The 16,120-nt window shown below is 59.3% G+C and carries 17 protein-coding genes; 6 read left to right on the forward strand and 11 right to left on the reverse strand.

Annotated elements, in window-relative coordinates; genetic code table 11:
• Nucleotides 1–79: 79 nt before the first annotated feature.
• From M5G20_RS06720 to M5G20_RS06740, 5 genes are all read right to left on the reverse strand, one after another.
• Nucleotides 80–433, reverse strand: a complete 354-nt coding sequence (locus M5G20_RS06720; RefSeq protein WP_273918480.1) for a DUF1493 family protein — start codon at nucleotides 431–433, stop codon at nucleotides 80–82.
• Nucleotides 430–1,707, reverse strand: a complete 1,278-nt coding sequence (locus M5G20_RS06725; protein WP_273918481.1) for a type II toxin-antitoxin system HipA family toxin — start codon at nucleotides 1,705–1,707, stop codon at nucleotides 430–432. The genes M5G20_RS06720 and M5G20_RS06725 overlap by 4 nt, the downstream gene beginning before the upstream one ends.
• The gene (locus tag M5G20_RS06730) at nucleotides 1,704–2,198 is read right to left on the reverse strand and encodes a helix-turn-helix domain-containing protein (RefSeq protein WP_273918482.1); all 495 of its coding nucleotides are present in this window, start codon (nucleotides 2,196–2,198) and stop codon (nucleotides 1,704–1,706) included. The genes M5G20_RS06725 and M5G20_RS06730 overlap by 4 nt, the downstream gene beginning before the upstream one ends.
• A gap of 205 nt (nucleotides 2,199–2,403) precedes the next feature.
• On the reverse strand, nucleotides 2,404–2,700 hold the full coding sequence (locus tag M5G20_RS06735; protein WP_273918483.1) for a hypothetical protein: 297 nt from the start codon (nucleotides 2,698–2,700) through the stop codon (nucleotides 2,404–2,406).
• 402 nt (nucleotides 2,701–3,102) lie between these two features.
• Nucleotides 3,103–3,393, reverse strand: coding sequence for a hypothetical protein (locus M5G20_RS06740; RefSeq protein ID WP_273918484.1), 291 nt, complete (start codon nucleotides 3,391–3,393; stop codon nucleotides 3,103–3,105).
• 447 nt (nucleotides 3,394–3,840) lie between these two features.
• Between M5G20_RS06740 and M5G20_RS06745 the strand changes: the two genes are divergently transcribed.
• The 3 genes from M5G20_RS06745 (at nucleotide 3,841) to M5G20_RS06755 (ending at nucleotide 7,603) form a co-directional block, all read left to right on the forward strand.
• On the forward strand, nucleotides 3,841–5,775 hold the full coding sequence (locus M5G20_RS06745; RefSeq protein WP_273918485.1) for a RecQ family ATP-dependent DNA helicase: 1,935 nt from the start codon (nucleotides 3,841–3,843) through the stop codon (nucleotides 5,773–5,775).
• 149 nt (nucleotides 5,776–5,924) lie between these two features.
• Entirely contained in the window at nucleotides 5,925–7,151 is a 1,227-nt protein-coding gene (locus M5G20_RS06750) for a 3-hydroxyacyl-CoA dehydrogenase (protein ID WP_273918486.1), read from the forward strand.
• Between the two features lie 32 nt (nucleotides 7,152–7,183).
• The gene (locus M5G20_RS06755; RefSeq protein ID WP_273918487.1) at nucleotides 7,184–7,603 is read left to right on the forward strand and encodes an acyl-CoA thioesterase; all 420 of its coding nucleotides are present in this window, start codon (nucleotides 7,184–7,186) and stop codon (nucleotides 7,601–7,603) included.
• Between the two features lie 67 nt (nucleotides 7,604–7,670).
• Here the strand turns inward: M5G20_RS06755 and M5G20_RS06760 are convergent, their stop codons facing one another.
• The 4 genes from M5G20_RS06760 to M5G20_RS06775 form a co-directional block, all read right to left on the reverse strand.
• The gene (locus tag M5G20_RS06760) at nucleotides 7,671–8,153 is read right to left on the reverse strand and encodes a glycine zipper domain-containing protein (RefSeq protein WP_075947140.1); all 483 of its coding nucleotides are present in this window, start codon (nucleotides 8,151–8,153) and stop codon (nucleotides 7,671–7,673) included.
• 359 nt (nucleotides 8,154–8,512) lie between these two features.
• Nucleotides 8,513–10,861, reverse strand: coding sequence for an FdhF/YdeP family oxidoreductase (locus M5G20_RS06765; RefSeq protein WP_273918488.1), 2,349 nt, complete (start codon nucleotides 10,859–10,861; stop codon nucleotides 8,513–8,515).
• Nucleotides 10,858–11,697, reverse strand: coding sequence for a formate dehydrogenase accessory sulfurtransferase FdhD (fdhD, locus tag M5G20_RS06770; RefSeq protein WP_273918489.1), 840 nt, complete (start codon nucleotides 11,695–11,697; stop codon nucleotides 10,858–10,860). Before fdhD ends, M5G20_RS06765 begins: the two co-directional genes overlap by 4 nt.
• A gap of 93 nt (nucleotides 11,698–11,790) precedes the next feature.
• Nucleotides 11,791–12,678, reverse strand: a complete 888-nt coding sequence (locus M5G20_RS06775) for a LysR family transcriptional regulator (RefSeq protein ID WP_273918490.1) — start codon at nucleotides 12,676–12,678, stop codon at nucleotides 11,791–11,793.
• A gap of 128 nt (nucleotides 12,679–12,806) precedes the next feature.
• On the opposite strand from M5G20_RS06775, the gene lysM reads away from it, so the two are divergent.
• Complete coding sequence (lysM, locus tag M5G20_RS06780; protein ID WP_075947144.1) at nucleotides 12,807–13,247, forward strand: peptidoglycan-binding protein LysM; 441 nt, start codon at nucleotides 12,807–12,809, stop codon at nucleotides 13,245–13,247.
• Nucleotides 13,248–13,373: 126 nt separating this feature from the next.
• Here lysM and yrfG read toward each other — a convergent pair whose 3' ends face one another.
• Nucleotides 13,374–14,036 (reverse strand): GMP/IMP nucleotidase, encoded by a 663-nt coding sequence (yrfG, locus tag M5G20_RS06785; protein WP_273918491.1) that lies wholly within the window; start codon nucleotides 14,034–14,036, stop codon nucleotides 13,374–13,376.
• 90 nt (nucleotides 14,037–14,126) lie between these two features.
• Here yrfG and nudE point away from each other — a divergent pair, with 90 nt between their 5' ends.
• Entirely contained in the window at nucleotides 14,127–14,693 is a 567-nt protein-coding gene (gene nudE / locus M5G20_RS06790) for an ADP compounds hydrolase NudE (protein WP_273918492.1), read from the forward strand.
• Nucleotides 14,690–15,517 carry a 3'(2'),5'-bisphosphate nucleotidase CysQ gene (cysQ, locus tag M5G20_RS06795; protein ID WP_273918493.1) on the forward strand — a complete coding sequence of 276 codons (828 nt, stop codon included), beginning with the start codon at nucleotides 14,690–14,692 and terminating at the stop codon, nucleotides 15,515–15,517. Before nudE ends, cysQ begins: the two co-directional genes overlap by 4 nt.
• 135 nt (nucleotides 15,518–15,652) lie before the next feature.
• On the opposite strand, the gene M5G20_RS06800 is transcribed toward cysQ, so the two are convergent.
• The gene (locus M5G20_RS06800; RefSeq protein ID WP_273918494.1) at nucleotides 15,653–16,108 is read right to left on the reverse strand and encodes a thioesterase domain-containing protein; all 456 of its coding nucleotides are present in this window, start codon (nucleotides 16,106–16,108) and stop codon (nucleotides 15,653–15,655) included.
• Between the last annotated feature and the right edge of the window lie 12 nt (nucleotides 16,109–16,120).

The following is a 16,120-nucleotide window of genomic DNA, read 5'->3' on the forward strand; positions in this document are numbered from 1 at the left end:
CGATCATTAGCCGGCAAACGTCCATGTGTAACAAATTCGCTTTGTCTGTTCGTCTATTAAAGATAGAGGTGTCGCGACGTTACAGCCCTTCAAGCTCCTGCGTGTCCCAGCGCTGGGCCTTGATAGCCCGGTAGAGCATGCCGATGGTTAGTGGCACCTTCGCGCCACGTCCCTTGGCTTTGCGCTTTAGATTCACATCGTAGCCGTCGGGCTGGAAATAGCGATAGCTGTCGAAATCCACGAAGTCGATGGTGAAGTGTTCTTCCAGGGTTTCGATCAAGTGTTGTGCGTCGGCACCGTTGCAGCCGAGGTCGAAATTGATCGAGGTGTTGAGGCTGATGGCTTTGCGCTCGGGGAAGCCGAGTTCTTCGTGCAGGAGCTGGATGAGTTGATGGAGGGTTGGGTCGTCGGGGAGGTTGGGGGCGAGGTTCATTGCATAGGCTCCGCTAATCGAAATGCAGGCGCCATATTGTCCTGCTCGCGTTTTGATAGGCCCAATGCCCCTGCTAGCGTGGACCATTGGCTGACAACTTCTTTGAAGTTGTCGATGATGCTTTCTGCATCCGCACGATTGATCCGGAAATACCCCGCCACTTCCCGGGCAAGCTCCAGATCCAGTGCATTGTCCGTATCGGTGATGTTTAGCTTCAAGCCGTCAGCGTGGGCCACCGGGTTCATGTCATAGGCGGCAGACAATCGCCATCCCCGGCCGGGATCAAGGATGAAACCGTGGTTACGCAGGTGGTCGTCGCTGTTGGAGACCAGGATGTTGAACACAATCCGAGACCACAACTCACGAAGGTCAGCATTGGTTTGCGAGCCGTGTTCCATCAGCACTTCGGCCAGCTCAAGGTAGCTCGCGCCGACTGAGGCATCGTCACCATCAACGCGATCCGTCATGGTCATGGCCGAGGCAAAGTGCAGGCGGCCACCGCGGTCCGTTCGATCGAAGCGCTTGACCATGAAGCAGTGATGATCACTGGCGTAGCGTCGGGCGATACCGGTTGCGACGCGCAGGCCACAATGATTGGCCAAGGCATTTACCACCAGTTCCCAGGCGCCAATGTCATAGTCATCGCGGGTGCTGGGGAACTTGGCTATCCACAAGTGACCGTGCTCATCCGCGACGCTGGCTTTTGGGCGAGCACCACCCAGAGAACCTCCAGGTGCGATCAGCATTCTCAGCCACTCGCGACCGTCGAGTGAGGTGTTGTCGCGATCATTTTCCAGCGCTCGGCTTGCTTGTTCCAGCGCCCGCAACTCAATGAAAGGCGGGGCGGCCAAGCCATCGCGACCATCGAGAAAATGGCCTTCGTCATTGAGCTTGTAGCGAATCGCACCGACCCGATAAAGGTCATGTACACCTAACAGGAAGTCTGATTCGTAGAGCTTGCTGCCCTTGGCTGCCAAACCGTCGCGAATATCGCGTTCCTGTCGCCGCTTCATCAGTAGCTGCCCCCAGCGATCCGGGCTTGAATCAGCGAACACGCCAAAGCGGTTTTGATGTTGTCCAGGGAATTGACGACCTTCATACAGCCCGATCCGAGGGTCCAGCGGTGTGAAGTTCAACTCAGGATCTGCCAGCGCAGCCGTGTCGTACTCAAACTCGAAGACCTCAGTGGCGCGAGCCTTCCGGGCATGCAAGAAACCGAGGCGTCTGGGGCCATTCAAGGATTCCCAATCGGCATACACCGCAATCCGGGTCATTTCTCACCTGTTGTGGGCTTGGTTTTTTTCTTGGTCAACAGATTGGACAGTGAGTGGGTGTTGAAAGGGTAGTCAGCGGACAGATCAGCTGTGTGGGCACTACTTTCAGTCACTCCATTGTCTTTTTCAGACATTGGAGAGGTTTTTTTCACTGCGCTGATTCTGCGAGTTCGTCGGTTCGAGTCTGTTGTGGCGGTGGCATTGGGTTTGAGTTGTGCATCCTGCAGTTGCCGGCCCACTTCATCGATTGCCGCCAGTTTGCTCAAGTCTTTTTCCAGCCCAAGAACCTGCATCACCGACAGGTATGCCCCGATGGTCACTCCTGATCCACCAGACTCCAGAGAGCGCAATGTCATCAGTGACATGCCCGCCCGCTCAGCGACTTGTTTAGCTGTGAGCTTGCGTCGCAGGCGAGCGAGTTTCAGGCGCTCGCCGAACTCGGAAAGGAGTCTGGAAGCGGCGGGCAAGAGTGCGGCTGTCTTCTTGGCCATGTGCCAATATTCCTTCATTAAGGCGCTATAACTGCCAGAATAATAGCACTTAAATGATGGGGCAACCTGCGACGGGGAAATTGGAGAGTGCGCCATTTCAGTGGCCCTGATGTCTCAAAGAGGTGCATGCTAACTGCCATTATTCCGGCTGTTTTACATTAAAAAAGCCGGAATAATTTCACTTTAGCGCGTTGACTGAGTAGCGTCAGACTGGCGCTTTCCAGTTCAGCATGCGTTGTTGGGCGACTTTGAGCAGGTCGCAGCCGTCCTGGGTTAGCAGATAGAGCGCGTGGGTGATGTGCGGGATGTCTTCGATGTCGCCGTCGAGGAAGCTCTGGCAGTGCAGGGTTCGGAGCAGATCGCTGGACGCGCGAATGCGCTGGAGAGCGGATTCGAGGATGTCTTGGGGGTTGGCTTCTGTGTCGATAATTAGCGGGGTGGTGTCGGTGAGGTTGGTTTGGAGTGGGCGGTAGCGATTTGGAAACGGATTAAGAGTTGGCATAAGAGGTACTCGGTTTGTTGTTTAGTAACCGCCAACACCGTGACCAAACGATAGGAGGCGGACTGTGCGCAGGCTTGGTCAACCGAAAACAACAAATCGGCTCGCCCGAGGGCGTCCCACACACAGCCGCCATAACAAAACACTACGAGGACATAGATGTCCGCGGCGCGAATGATGGCACACATGTGTGCGTTGTTCTCAGGTGACCAAACCTGATCGCTGAATTTGCAGCGATGCAGGGACAGTAAATGTTCGTTGCCAGTCAGCGATAGTCGACAAGGTGTCTTCTTTTGTAGGACGTTGCCGAAGCTTTGATAGGGCGTTGCTGACGGAATTATCCACATGGCACCGCGTTATCGTTCATCGCTGGCAAGCCAGCTCCTACAAGGGATTGTGGTGGCTTTAGAGGGTGAGTTGCGGCAAGCGTTGCCGGGCGATGTCGAGCAGGTCGTTGCCGTCCTGGGTTAGTAGGTAAAGCGCGCTGACGATGTTGGGGATGTCGCTGGTGTCGGCCTGTTTGAAGCACAGGCAATACAGGGTTTCGAGCAGGTCGCTGGCGGCGCGGATGCGTTGGCGGGCGGCGTCGAGGATTTCGAAGGGGTCGGCTTCGGTGTCGATGACCAATACCGGTGTTTCGCTGTAACGGGTTTTGAGTGGGCGGTAGCGGTCGGTCAGTGGGGCGGAGGTGGTCATCGAGGTAGGTCCTGTGCGAAATCGGCAAGTGTGCCCGGCAGGCCGAGACACTGTTTTCAGCCGCGCCGGAAACTATAGAAGGGCGCGGCGCTGTGCGACAAGACGGTTGGGGTCGACAGGTTTTGTAGGGTTTTTGAGGGGGTTTGAGGAAAGGGACTACGCGGTGGTTGATGGTTCTTCAGACGTTGTAGGTTATTTCGGGTTTTGCGGTGACTGGGCTGGACCCATCGCTAGCAGGCTAGCTCCCACAGGGGATTGGTGGGCACCGAAAATCCAGTGTGGGAGCTAGCCTGCTAGCGATAGCAATCTGACGGTCGCTACATCCCTCAATTCTTCCAAGGCATCCGCTGTATCATCCCGTATCGTTTTTTGCCCCGACCTTTTCTCGACTCGCTGCGATCGCCGGCTAGGCTTTGCTCATCGCAGCAGTCAACGGAGTGACAGCTTATGCACAACACCCTGGAGCAGGTTTTCGGTTATCCACAGTTTCGACCCGGTCAGGAGAAAACCGTCAGCGCTGTGCTGGCGGGGCGTTCGGCGGCGGCGATTTTCCCCACCGGTTCCGGCAAGTCCCTGTGCTATCAGTTATCGGCCGTGCTGTTGCCGCACCTGACGCTTGTCGTCTCGCCACTGCTGGCATTGATGCAGGATCAGTTGGCGTTCCTGCAACGTCATGGCATTGCGGCGGGCAGTATCGATTCGGCCCAGAGCCGCGATGACGCCAGCGATGTGATGGCCCGCACCAGGTCCGGCGAACTGAAAATCTTGATGATCTCGGTGGAGCGCCTGAAGAACGAGCGTTTCCGCAACTTCCTGAAGCAGGTGCCGATCTCGTTGCTGGTGGTGGACGAGGCCCATTGCATCTCTGAATGGGGCCACAATTTCCGTCCGGATTACCTCAAGCTGCCGGACTACCAACGCCAGTTCAACATCCCGCAAGTCTTGCTGCTGACGGCTACGGCGACGCCCAAGGTGATCGTCGACATGCAGACGAAATTCGCCATCGCGCCCGATGACGTGGTGACCACGGGGTTCTATCGACCGAACCTCAATCTGTGGGTGGAACCGGTGCGCGGTCCGGACAAACGCCGACGTCTTGTTGAGTGGATGAGTGAGCGTCCCGAGCAGCCGGGCATCGTCTACGTCACCCTGCAGAAAACCGCCGAGCACATTGCCGAACACCTGCAACGCAACGGCATACAGGCCGAGGCCTATCACGCCGGTTTGCCCCACGACCAACGTGACGGCATCCAGAAACGCTTCATGGGCGGGCAGTCCAATTGCATCGTTGCGACCATCGCCTTCGGCATGGGGATCGACAAGAGCGACATCCGCAACGTCGTGCACTTCGACCTGCCCAAATCCATCGAAAACTACAGCCAGGAAATCGGCCGCGCCGGGCGTGATGGACAGCCGTCCGATTGCCTGGTGCTGGCCAATCGCGACAGCCTCAACGTGCTGGAAAACTTTGTTTACGGTGATACCCCTGAGCTCGACGGCATCCGCCATGTCGTCGACGAGTTGCAAGCGTGTGCGCCGCAAGGGGAGTGGGAGTTTCTGTTGGGACCGTTGGCGGATAACAGCAACATTCGCCAGCTGCCGCTCAAGACGTTGCTGGTGCAGCTGGAGCTGCGTGGAATCATTGCCCCGCGTTACGCGTACTACGCTGAATACCGTTTCAAATACCTGGAGGAACCCGAGGCGTTGCTGGCCCGTTTTGAAGGCGAGCGCAAGGATTTCGTCGCGGCGATCATCCAGACTTCCAAGCGTGCGCGGAGCTGGGCCACGGTTAATTTCGACGCGCTGTACGAGCAACATCAGGCCGAGCGCAACCGGGTGGTCAAGGCGCTGGATTATTTCCAGGAGAAGGGCTGGGTCGAGCTTGAAAGCAAGTTGATGACCGAGGTCTATACGCTGCTGAAAACGGATTTTGACCCGCAGACACTCAGCGCTGAACTTCACGCCGGTTTCACCCGACACGAACAAACCGAGATCGCGCGAATCCACGCGATGCTGGATTTGTTTGCCACCGACCGTTGCCTGGGTTTTCGATTGGCCGAGTATTTCGGCGACAGCAACGCCCCGCAGCAGTGTGGGCATTGCTCGGTGTGTCATGGGCAGGTTGCACGGCTCCCGCTACCGCCGGAGTTGCCGGCGCTTGTGGATAAAAACTTCGAGGCGCTGTGTAGCGGGTTTATCCACAAGCACGAGCAGCACACAGGCAGCCTGCCCTCGGCTGAGCGCGTGACGCGGTTTCTGTGCGGGATCAGTGTGCCGCTGTTCACCAAACTTAAAGCGCGGGCCATTCCGGGGTTTGCGGTGCTGGAGGATTATCCGTATGGCGACGTGCGGAGCTGGGCTGAACAATATCTCTCAGGCTGAATCCTGTCCTTGTAGGAGCCGGCTGTATAGCGTCTGGCTGATGTGCATCCATCCGCTGAATGTTGCTCATCACAGGAATAAATTTCAAAAATGCGCGGTGGCTGACTATGGTGAGGGCTGTCTTTGGATCGCCAACAAGAGAACAAGAGATGAGCCAGACACCGTTCAACATTCAGCGCGCAGCCGTGATCGGCGCGGGCACCATGGGTCGTGGCATTGTCATGTGCCTGGCCAACGCCGGCGTGGCGGTGCAATGGGTCGATAACAATCCGCAGATGCTTGAGCAGGCTCTGGTTGCCGTCGCCGACACCTACGCCCACAGCGTGCGACAGGCGCGTATTGATCAGGCCGAGGCCGACGCCCGCATCGCCCGAATCACGGTAGCGGCCAATTATGCGGCCATCCGTGACGTCGACCTGGTGATCGAAGCGGTTTACGAAAACCTCGAACTCAAGCAGTCAATCTTCCGCGAGCTGGATGGCCTGCTCAAACCTGAAGCGATTCTGGCGAGCAACACTTCAGCGCTGGACATCGACGCCATCGCTGCCGTTACACGCCGTGCGCAACAAGTCCTGGGCCTGCACTTTTTCAGCCCGGCGCACATCATGAAACTGCTCGAAATCGTCCGTGGCGCCCAGACGGCTCCGGCGGTAATTGAGGCAGCCCTGGCGCTGGGCAGGCACATGGGCAAGGTCAGTGTGGTGGCGGGCAACTGCGACGGATTTATCGGCAATCGCATGCTCAATACCTATGTGCTGGAAGCACGCAAAATGTTGCTGGAGGGCGCTTATCCGTATCAGGTGGATGCGGCGCTGCAAGGTTTTGGTTTCGCCATGGGGCCGTTCCGCATGTTCGACGTAGTGGGTGTCGACCTGCAGTGGCGCGCCCGGCAACTGTCGGGTGTAGGGCAGGATGCGCCAGAGGTTCAGGTGGATAACCGTCTGTGTGAACTGGGCCGTTTCGGCCAGAAGAGCGGCAACGGTTTTTACCACTATGAGCCGGGCAGTCGACAGGCTGAGCACGATCCGCAGGTCGATGCGCTGGTGCTGGAGGTCAGCGAAAAGCTGGGGTTCCATCGACGTGAGATCAGCACGGAGGAAATCCTCGAGCGCTGCTTGCTGGCGCTGGTCAACGAAGGCGCGAAGATCCTGGAGGAAGGGATCGCCGGATCGGCCCACGACATCGATCTGGTGTACCTCAACGGTTACGGGTTCCCGGCGGACAAGGGCGGGCCGATGGCCTGGGCGGATCAGCAGGGGCTGGCGGATATTCACCAGCGTCTGTTGGCGTTGGAGACGCGCCAGGGTGATCACTGGAGTCCGGCGCGGTTGATCGGGGAGTTGGCAGCGGTGGGTAAGGGATTCGCTGACCAGTAAACTCCACTCGAAATCATGAAAGGAGCCCATTGATGCCCCAACGCAGCGAATACCCGCACTTGCAGCCCATCACCACGCGCTGGCATGACAACGACGCCTACGGCCACGTCAACAACGTGACTTACTACAGCTTCTTCGACACAGCGGTAAACACTTACCTGATCGAAGTCGGTGGTCTGGATATTCATGACGGCGAGGTGGTGGGGTTTGTGGTGAGCTCGGCCTGTGATTACTTTGCTTCCATCGCGTTCCCGGACAGGATCGAGATCGGTTTGCGGGTCGGCAAGCTCGGTAACAGCTCGGTGCAGTACGAGTTGGCGGTGTTCAAGCAGGGAGAGGACGAGGCCTGTGCAGCGGGGCGCTTTGTGCATGTGTTTGTCGACCGCGCTTCAAATCAGCCGGTGGCGATTCCGCCCGGGTTGCGCGCGGCCCTGGAGCGTCTGGTGGTGTAAGGCGGGCAAAAAAAATCGCAGCCCTCGGGCTGCGATTTTTTCACTGCTCAGTGAGCCTGTTACGGCCTCAATGACGGTGGCGGTAGTATTTCTTGTGGTGCTTGCGATGGCCGTAGTGGTGGCCACGGTCATGATGGCCGTCACGGTAGTAGCGACGGTCGCGACGACGATCATCGTCGTCATCATCATCGCTCTTGTTGCCCATGTAGTTACCCAGCGCGCCACCGGCGCCGCCGCCTGCTGCGGAGCCGATCAGGCTGCCGGTGGTGCCGCCCATGCTTCGGCCGACCACGTTACCGCCTGCTGCGCCCAACGCACCACCGATGGCGGCTTCGCCACGGCTGCGTTTGTCTGCACCAACTGCGCTACCACCCGCGCCGCCCAGGGCCGCGCCGATGGTGGAACCTGTATTGCCGCCAATCGATTGGCCGACGACCGAGCCCAAAACCCCGCCCAATGCGCCGCCCACACCTGCTTCGGTGGTGCCGCCAGCAGAAGCGATGCCACTGACCAGGCCAAGGGACAACAAGAGAATCGAGGAGAACTTCATAGAGGAACCTCAAGGGGATGACGGCGCGATCCTGAGGCTGTGTCAGAGGTGTGACAATCGAAATCCGACGAGTAACACGACTTCAGCACATTTCTATAAGTTGCTGTTTTTTGGGCGGAACTTAACGATTTTTCGCCGGTCTTTTATTACTTCGCAAAGGCTGTTTTCATTAGAAAACGGCCTTTTTTGTGGGCGATTGGAAAGTTTTCGTCAATGCTGAAACCTGTGTTGAATCCGTCTATCGCCATCGCGAGCAACCTTGCTCCTACAGGGATTTTTATCGAACACAAATGATGTGGCCAACAAAAAAATTCTGTAGGAGCGAGCTTGCTCGCGAGAGGGCCAGAACTAACGATACATTACGCCGACCTGGCCATGATCAAGCCGGTTTCACTCGCCGCTTCCAAGCGGATCGCCACGAACTTCGACGTCGGCGTATGGCTGCCGTCCCCGGTGCTTTCCAGCGGCACCAGCGGGTTCACTTCCGGGTAGTAAGCCGCCGCTTGCCCAGCCGGAATATCAAACGCCAGCAGCGTGAAGCCTTTCACCCGACGTTCAATGCCATCGTCCCACAGCGAAACGATGTCGGCCTTTTGTCCCGGCTTGAAGCCCAGGCGAATGATGTCGGCTTCGTTGACGAACAGCACATCACGCTGCCCCTTCACGCCGCGATAACGATCGTTGAGGCCATAAATCGTGGTGTTGTACTGATCGTGGGAGCGCATCGATTGCATGATCAGGTCCGGCACCACGCCCGTGGAGCGGGTGCGCTCGTGTATCAGATCCTTGGGCAAAAGGTTCGGCTTGAAATTGGCCCGGCCCGATGCGGTGTTCCACTTGCGCGCACCGGCACTGTTGCCCAGATAGAAGCCACCCGGGTTCTTGATCTTCTCGTTGAAGTCTTTGAAGCTCGGAAGGGTGTCGGCGATCAGCTCGCGAATGCGGCGGTAGTCACCCACCAGCCAGTTCCAGTCCACCGGATGGCTGCCCAGCGTCGCAGCGGCGATCCCGGCGAGGATCGCGGGCTCAGAGCGCATCTGGTTCGACAGCGGCTCCAGTTGACCGTTGGACGCATGCACCATGCTGAACGAGTCTTCGACGGTCACCGCTTGCGGGCCTTCGGTCTGCCGGTCGATGTCGGTACGGCCCAGGCACGGCAGGATCAGCGCGTCTTTGCCGTGAGCCAAATGGCTGCGGTTGAGCTTGGTGCTGATCTGCACGGTCAGATCGCAATTGCTCAGGGCCTGGAAGGTCCGTGAGCTGTCCGGGGTGGCCTGGGCGAAGTTGCCGCCCAGGGCGATGAACACTTTCGCCCGGCCTTCAGCCATGGCGTGGATCGCCTCGACCACGTTGTGGCCATTTTTACGCGGCACCTTGAACTGGAAGCGCCGCTCCAGTGCATCGAGGAACGCCACCGGCGGACGTTCGTTGATGCCCATGGTCCGGTCGCCCTGCACGTTACTGTGGCCACGCACCGGGCACAGGCCCGCGCCCGGTCGGCCGATGTTGCCGCGCAGCAGCATCAGGTTGGCGATTTCCTGGATGGTCGCCACCGAGTGGCGGTGCTGGGTGATGCCCATCGCCCAGCACATGATGACGTTCTTGCCTTTGGCGTACATGCGTGCCGCTTGTTCGATTTCGACAAGGGGCAGGCCGGACTGCTCGACGATTTGTTCCCACGGGGTGTCGTCGATGACCGCCAGGTAATCCAGCACGTTGACGCTGTGTTCGTTGAGGAAGTCGTGATCGAACACCGCCGGGGCGCCAGCCTTCTGGGCGTCGCGTTCCCATTGCAGCAGAAACTTGGCCATGCCGCGCATGATCGCCATGTCACCGCCCAGTGCAGGGCGGAAGTACGCGGTGTTGGTCGCTTTGAAACCGTTGGTGAGCATTTCGATCGGGTGCTGCGGATGCTGGAAACGTTCCAGGCCGCGCTCTTTCAGCGGGTTGATGCACACCACTTGCGCGCCGCGTTTCACCGCTTCGCGCAGCGGCTCGAGCATCCGCGGGTGGTTGGTGCCGGGGTTCTGGCCCCAGACGAAAATCGCATCGGCGTGTTCGAAGTCATCGAAGGTCACGGTGCCTTTGCCGACACCGACGCTTTGCGACAACGCGACACCGCTGGCCTCATGGCACATGTTCGAGCAGTCAGGGAAGTTGTTGGTGCCGTAGGCGCGTACAAACAACTGATAGAGAAACGCCGCCTCGTTGCTGGCGCGACCCGAGGTATAGAACTCGGCCTGATCCGGGCTCGACAAGCCTTTGAGGTGTTTGGCGATCAGCGCAAACGCGTCGTCCCAGCTGATGGGTTGGTAGCGATCGGTTTCGGCGTTGTAGCTCAATGGCTCGGTCAGGCGGCCCTGATATTCGAGCCAGTAGTCGCTTTGCTCCAGCAACGAGGTGACGCTGTGCCTGGCGAAGAACTTGCCGTCGACTCGGCGTTTGGTCGCTTCCCAGTTCACCGCTTTGGCGCCGTTCTCGCAGAAGGCCACCATGCCGGCTTCATTGGAATCGCCCCAGGCGCAACCCGGGCAGTCGAAACCGCCGTTCTTGTTGGTCTTGAGCATCATGCGCAGGTTTTTCAGCGCGTTGTCGCTGGTGAGCCAGGCCTGGGCGACGCTGATCAGTGCGCCCCAACCACCGGCCGGACCTTTGTAGGGTTTGTAGCGAGGAACAGGTGTCTGGTCGGCTTGACGGTGTTGACTCACGCTTGATTCTCCAAAGCCGGGCTGTAGACCCGTGGCGCATTTTTCTGTGGCAGATGGATGAGATTGAGGTTGTGGCGACGGGCCCATTGCACGGCAAGGCCCGTGGGCGACGACAGGCTGACCAGGGTTTGGATGCCGGCGCGCAAAACTTTCTGGATCAATTCGAGGCTGCAACGGCTGGTGACAATCGCCAGGCCGCCAGCGGTCGAAATGTTCTGGCGGACCAGGCCGCCGATCAATTTGTCGAGGGCGTTGTGCCGGCCGATGTCTTCACGGCCGAGCAGCAATTCGCCCTGGCTGTTCATGAACACCGCCGCATGCACCGCGCCGCTGTACTGGCCCAGCGGCTGGAACGCGCCGATGCGCTGGCGCAGGCCGTCGAGCCATTCGGCGGGCGGCAGCGGGGCGCCGGGCAGGACTTTGAGGTCTGGCAGCGCCTGTTCGACCGCTTCCACGCCGCAGAGCCCGCAACCGCTGGTGCCGGCCAGTTGCCGACGCTGTTGCTTGAGGTTCCAGAACGCGCGGTTGGCGATGGTCACTTGCGCGTATTGCGCCGACCCGGAGCCGCTCAGTTGCAGGTCATAAATGTCGGTGGCGTCTTGAATGATGCCGCTGCCCAGGCTGAAGCCGACAATAAAGTCTTCGAGGTCAGTGGGCGTAACCAGCATCACCGCCTGGCTGATGCCGTTGTAGGCAATGGCCAGCGCGACTTCCTCGGCCAGCGCGGTGCTGTCCGATTCCGAGTGTTCAAGGTTGCTGTAGCTGTACGTCTGGCTGGCGGAGGGCGCGGGCGTTTCGAGGGCAGGCGCCGCGCAGGCAGGGCGCTTGGCTTTCATGGCATCACCGACGGGTTTGATCAGCTTTAAGACTAGGCGTGGCAACTTGTCGCGTCTAATCGCTATTACTGATCTACCGATAGATACCGTCGATCAAGCGCCCAGTAGCGATTGTTGATAGATCGCAAAGCACGCTTCAGCCAACGCCGACCGCGGTGCGCTTCGACGCATGATCAACCCCAGCCGGCCCAGCGTTTGGGCATTTTCGATCGGTTGCAGGCGCAAGTGTTCGGTGAGGCCTTCGAGACCGCCCTCCAATGGCATCACGGCGCAACACAGGCCGCCGTGCACAGCTTGTAACAGTTGATGCACGGCATCGGTTTGCAACAAGGGCTGCGGAGTGAGACCACGGCTGTGGAAGTTGTGGTCGATGGACTGACGGAAGTGCATGCCGCTGGTGAGCATGCCCAGCGGCAGCTCGATCAACGATTCCCAGCTCAAGGGCGCGTCGCCAAAGCTGAAGAAGCGCTGATCGTAGAGCAGACCCATGCGGGTTTCGCTGAAGGTCAGCGAGTCGAAGTGTTCGCCGTCCAGACGTTCCAGGTAGGAAACCCCGAGATCGATACGGTTGTTCGCCAGTTGTTCGAGGATCTGTTCGGAGCTGAGCGCTGACAGCTCGAAGCGCAGGTTCGGGTGTTCGGCGTGCAGGCGTTGCAGCAGTGGCAGCGGATCGAAGCTCGACAGCGGCACCACACCCAAACGCAGGGTGCCGACCAGATTGCCGCGACAGGCTGCCGCCTCGGCGTACAGGCCGTCGTAAGCGGCCAGCACGGTACGCGCCCAGGCCAGTACGCGCTCGCCCGGCGCGGTGAAGCCCTCGAAGCGTTGCCCGCGATTGACCAGTGGCAAGTCGAGCTCTTCTTCAAGGCTGCGAAGGCGCATGGACAGCGTCGGCTGGGTGATGTGGCAGCGCGCAGCGGCTTGCCCGAAGTGCCGGGTTTCGTCGAGAGCGATGAGGAATTTCAGCTGCTTGATGTCCATCTTCGCTCCAGAGGTCGGGAAGGTTTGGATTCTATCGCAAGCGGGGTCATTGGTCGGGTTGGATTCGCAAGTGTCGGCGGTGGTCTAGGCTTTTGCGTCTGGAACCCCAATCCCAAGGAGAGTGCACCATGAGTCTTTTGAGTTTTGTGAAAGAGGCGGGCGAAAAGTTGCTGGACTTGCTGACTCCGGGCAACGCCAATGCCAGTGAGCAGTTGAAGGAGCACATCAGCAAAGTCGGCCTGGGTAATCCGAATGTGCAGGCGACGGTTGATGGCGACAAAGTGACCGTGACGGGTGAGGTGGGAAGCCAGGAAGAGAAAGAGAAAATCCTGCTGGCTGTGGGCAACATTGCCGGTGTCGGCAGCGTGGATGATCAGATTACGGTGACCGGGCCAGTAGTCGCGGCTGCGCGTTTTGTTGTCGTGAAGAAAGGCGACACGCTCAGCGCCATATCGTTGGCCGTGTATGGCAGCGCCAACCAGTACAACAAGATCTTTGAAGCCAACAAACCGATGTTGTCGCATCCGGACAAGATCTATCCGGGGCAGACATTGCGGATTCCTGAGTAGGTCTTCAAACCGCGTGATGGCCATCGCGGGCAAGCCACGCTCCCACAGGAATCGCGTCGTTCGCATTCATCGTGAACGACTCAGATCCTGTGGGAGCGGGCTTGCCCGCGATGCGGACAACTCGGTCTAAAGCCCTGCAATCAAATCCCGATAATCCCCCACCGCCGCGAACTCAGCCGTGTCCTTCGGCCCTTTGCGACTGTCCGGTTCACGCACGGCCAGCAAATGCGCCACCCCAAAATTCCGCGCACTGCGCAAAATCGGCAAGGTGTCGTCGATAAACAGGCTACGCGCCGGATCGAAGCCGATATCGGCCTGTAACGCATCCCAGAACTGCGGGTTTTCCTTGGGGAAACCGTAATCGTGGGAGCTGATCAGGCGCTCGAAGTACGGCGCCAGTTCGATTTTTTCCAGTTTCAATGACAGCGAATCGCGGTGTGCGTTGGTGATCAGCACCACGCGTTTGCCTGCCTGTTTGATCGCCGCCAGGAACGTGTCCGCGTCCGGGCGCAGGGCGATCAAATGAGCGGTTTCCAGTTTCAGGTCGCGCACCGACAGTTTCAGCTCGGCGCTCCAGAAATCCAGGCAGTACCACTGCAACTGGCCGGCATTGCGTTCGAACAGTGGCTGCAACTCCATCTCGGCCATGGCCCGGCTCACGCCGTGCAGGTCCGCATAACGCTGGGGCAAATGTTCCAGCCAGAAATGGTTATCGAAATGCAGGTCCAGCAGCGTGCCATCCATATCCAGCAGAACGGTGTCGATGTCGCGCCAGGGCAGCAGGGACATAAAAAACTTCTCCAGCGGTAAAAAAGATATCCGAGGTAAACAATCAGGATAGGCCGGGTATAGTAACGCGTTCACGCCAAGGAGCCGCTCATGCGCCAGAAACCCACCATCCTCGCCCGCGAGATTGTCGCCACCAGCCGTTTATTCTGCGTCGAAGAGCTGAAACTGCGCTTTTCCAATGGCGTGGAACGCACCTATGAGCGCTTGGTCGGCAAAGGCGCAGGCTATGGCGCTGTGATGATCGTGGCGATGCTCGATGCCGATCACGCGGTGTTGGTCGAGGAGTATTGCGGTGGCACCGACGCGTACGAGTTGTCCCTGCCAAAAGGCCTGATCGAGCCAGGCGAAGACGTGCTGGCGGCGGCGGAGCGCGAACTCAAGGAAGAAGCCGGTTTTGGCGCGCGGCAATTGGAGCATTTGACCGAGTTGTCGTTGTCGCCCGGTTACATGAGCCAGAAAATCCAGGTGGTGCTGGCCACCGATCTCTACGAAGAGCGCCTGGAGGGTGACGAGCCGGAGCCGATGGGTCTGGGCAAAGTCAACCTGCGCGAGTTGTCAGCGTTGGCGCAAAACCCGCAATTCACCGAGGGCCGTGCCTTGGCGGCGCTGTATCTGGCCCGTGATCTGTTGACCCAGCGTGGGGTGTTCCAGCCATGAATTTTCCACATCCCTTGATGGCCCCCGTGGTTGAACTGGCGTTGCAGGCCGGTGATGCGATTCTGCCGTTCTGGCGCACAGGTACTGCGGTGACGGCTAAGTCGGACGACTCGCCTGTCACCGCCGCAGACCTGGCCGCGCATCATTTGATTCTGGGCGGGCTGACGGCGCTGGATCCGAGCATTCCGGTGCTGTCTGAAGAAGACGCCAACATCCCGCAAAGCGTGCGTGCCGGATGGCAGCGCTGGTGGCTGGTCGACCCGCTGGACGGCACCAAGGAGTTCATCAGCGGCAGCGAAGAATTCACCGTCAATATCGCCCTGATCGAAAACGGCCAGGTGGTATTCGGTGTGGTGTCGATGCCGACCAACGGCCGCTTCTACGTCGGTGGCGCCGGGCTCGGTGCGTGGCGCGGCGATAAAGGTGGGACACCGGTGGCGATTCAGGTGCGTGATGTTCTGGCGCCCGGTCAATCGTTCACCGTGGTTGCCAGTCGCCGCCATTCCAGCCCGGAGCAGGAGCGCTTGCTGGCCGGGTTGAGTGCCAGCCTTGGCGAGCTGCAACTGGCCAATATCGGCAGTTCGCTGAAGTTTTGTTTGTTGGCCGAAGGCGCAGCGGATTGTTATCCGCGTTTGGCGCCGACTTCGCAGTGGGACACGGCGGCGGCTCAGGGTGTGCTGGAAGGCGCGGGCGGGGAGGTGCTGGATTTGAGCGGCGCGCCGTTCTGTTATCCGGCGCGGGAGTCGCTGTTGAATGAGTTCTTTCTGGCGTTGCCGGCGAAGGCGGCGTGGCGGGAACAACTACTGGAACTTGCGCGTTCCTGAGGTTCAAGCCTGTTTGTGGCGAGGGGGCTTGCTCCCGCTCGGCTGCGCAGCAGCCGTAAACAACGGAAAGGGGGCCGCTTCGCGCCCCGGGGGGAGCAAGCCCCCTCGCCACAGGGTTTTTCATTTCCCGCCAGTTTAGCGGTGCAATACATACTGCCCGGTAAACCTCACAGCATCCTCATCACGGCCTTCATTGACGACCCGCGTATGCAGCGTCAATCGCGCTCGGCTGTAGCGCTGGAACGTGGTCAGGAATTTCTTCCAGATCACCGGATCCGGCGCCCGACAGATCGCATTGGCGTCGCCCGTTACCGGCAGCGGATAGCTGATCTGCCCTTCCTGAATCACGATGTGCCCGTCGGTGATGCCTTCTTCCTTCAAGCGCAAATGCAGCCAGCCCCAACCCGCCAGCACGGCGCCGCAATACAGGCTGCCGCCGAACATGGTGCTCTTGTGGTTGACGTTGGCGTCCAGCGGCAAGAGCAGGCGCAGTTGCTGGTCGTGCCAGTCGAGCACCTTGAGGCCCATGTCCCGGGTGAGGGGGATGTCGTGGTGGAGGACTGATTCCAGTTGACGACTTTCGCGGCTCATTCAGGACCTCTT

Source organism: Pseudomonas sp. TNT2022 ID1044 (assembly GCF_028656895.1).
Taxonomy (GTDB): domain Bacteria; phylum Pseudomonadota; class Gammaproteobacteria; order Pseudomonadales; family Pseudomonadaceae; genus Aquipseudomonas; species Aquipseudomonas reinekei.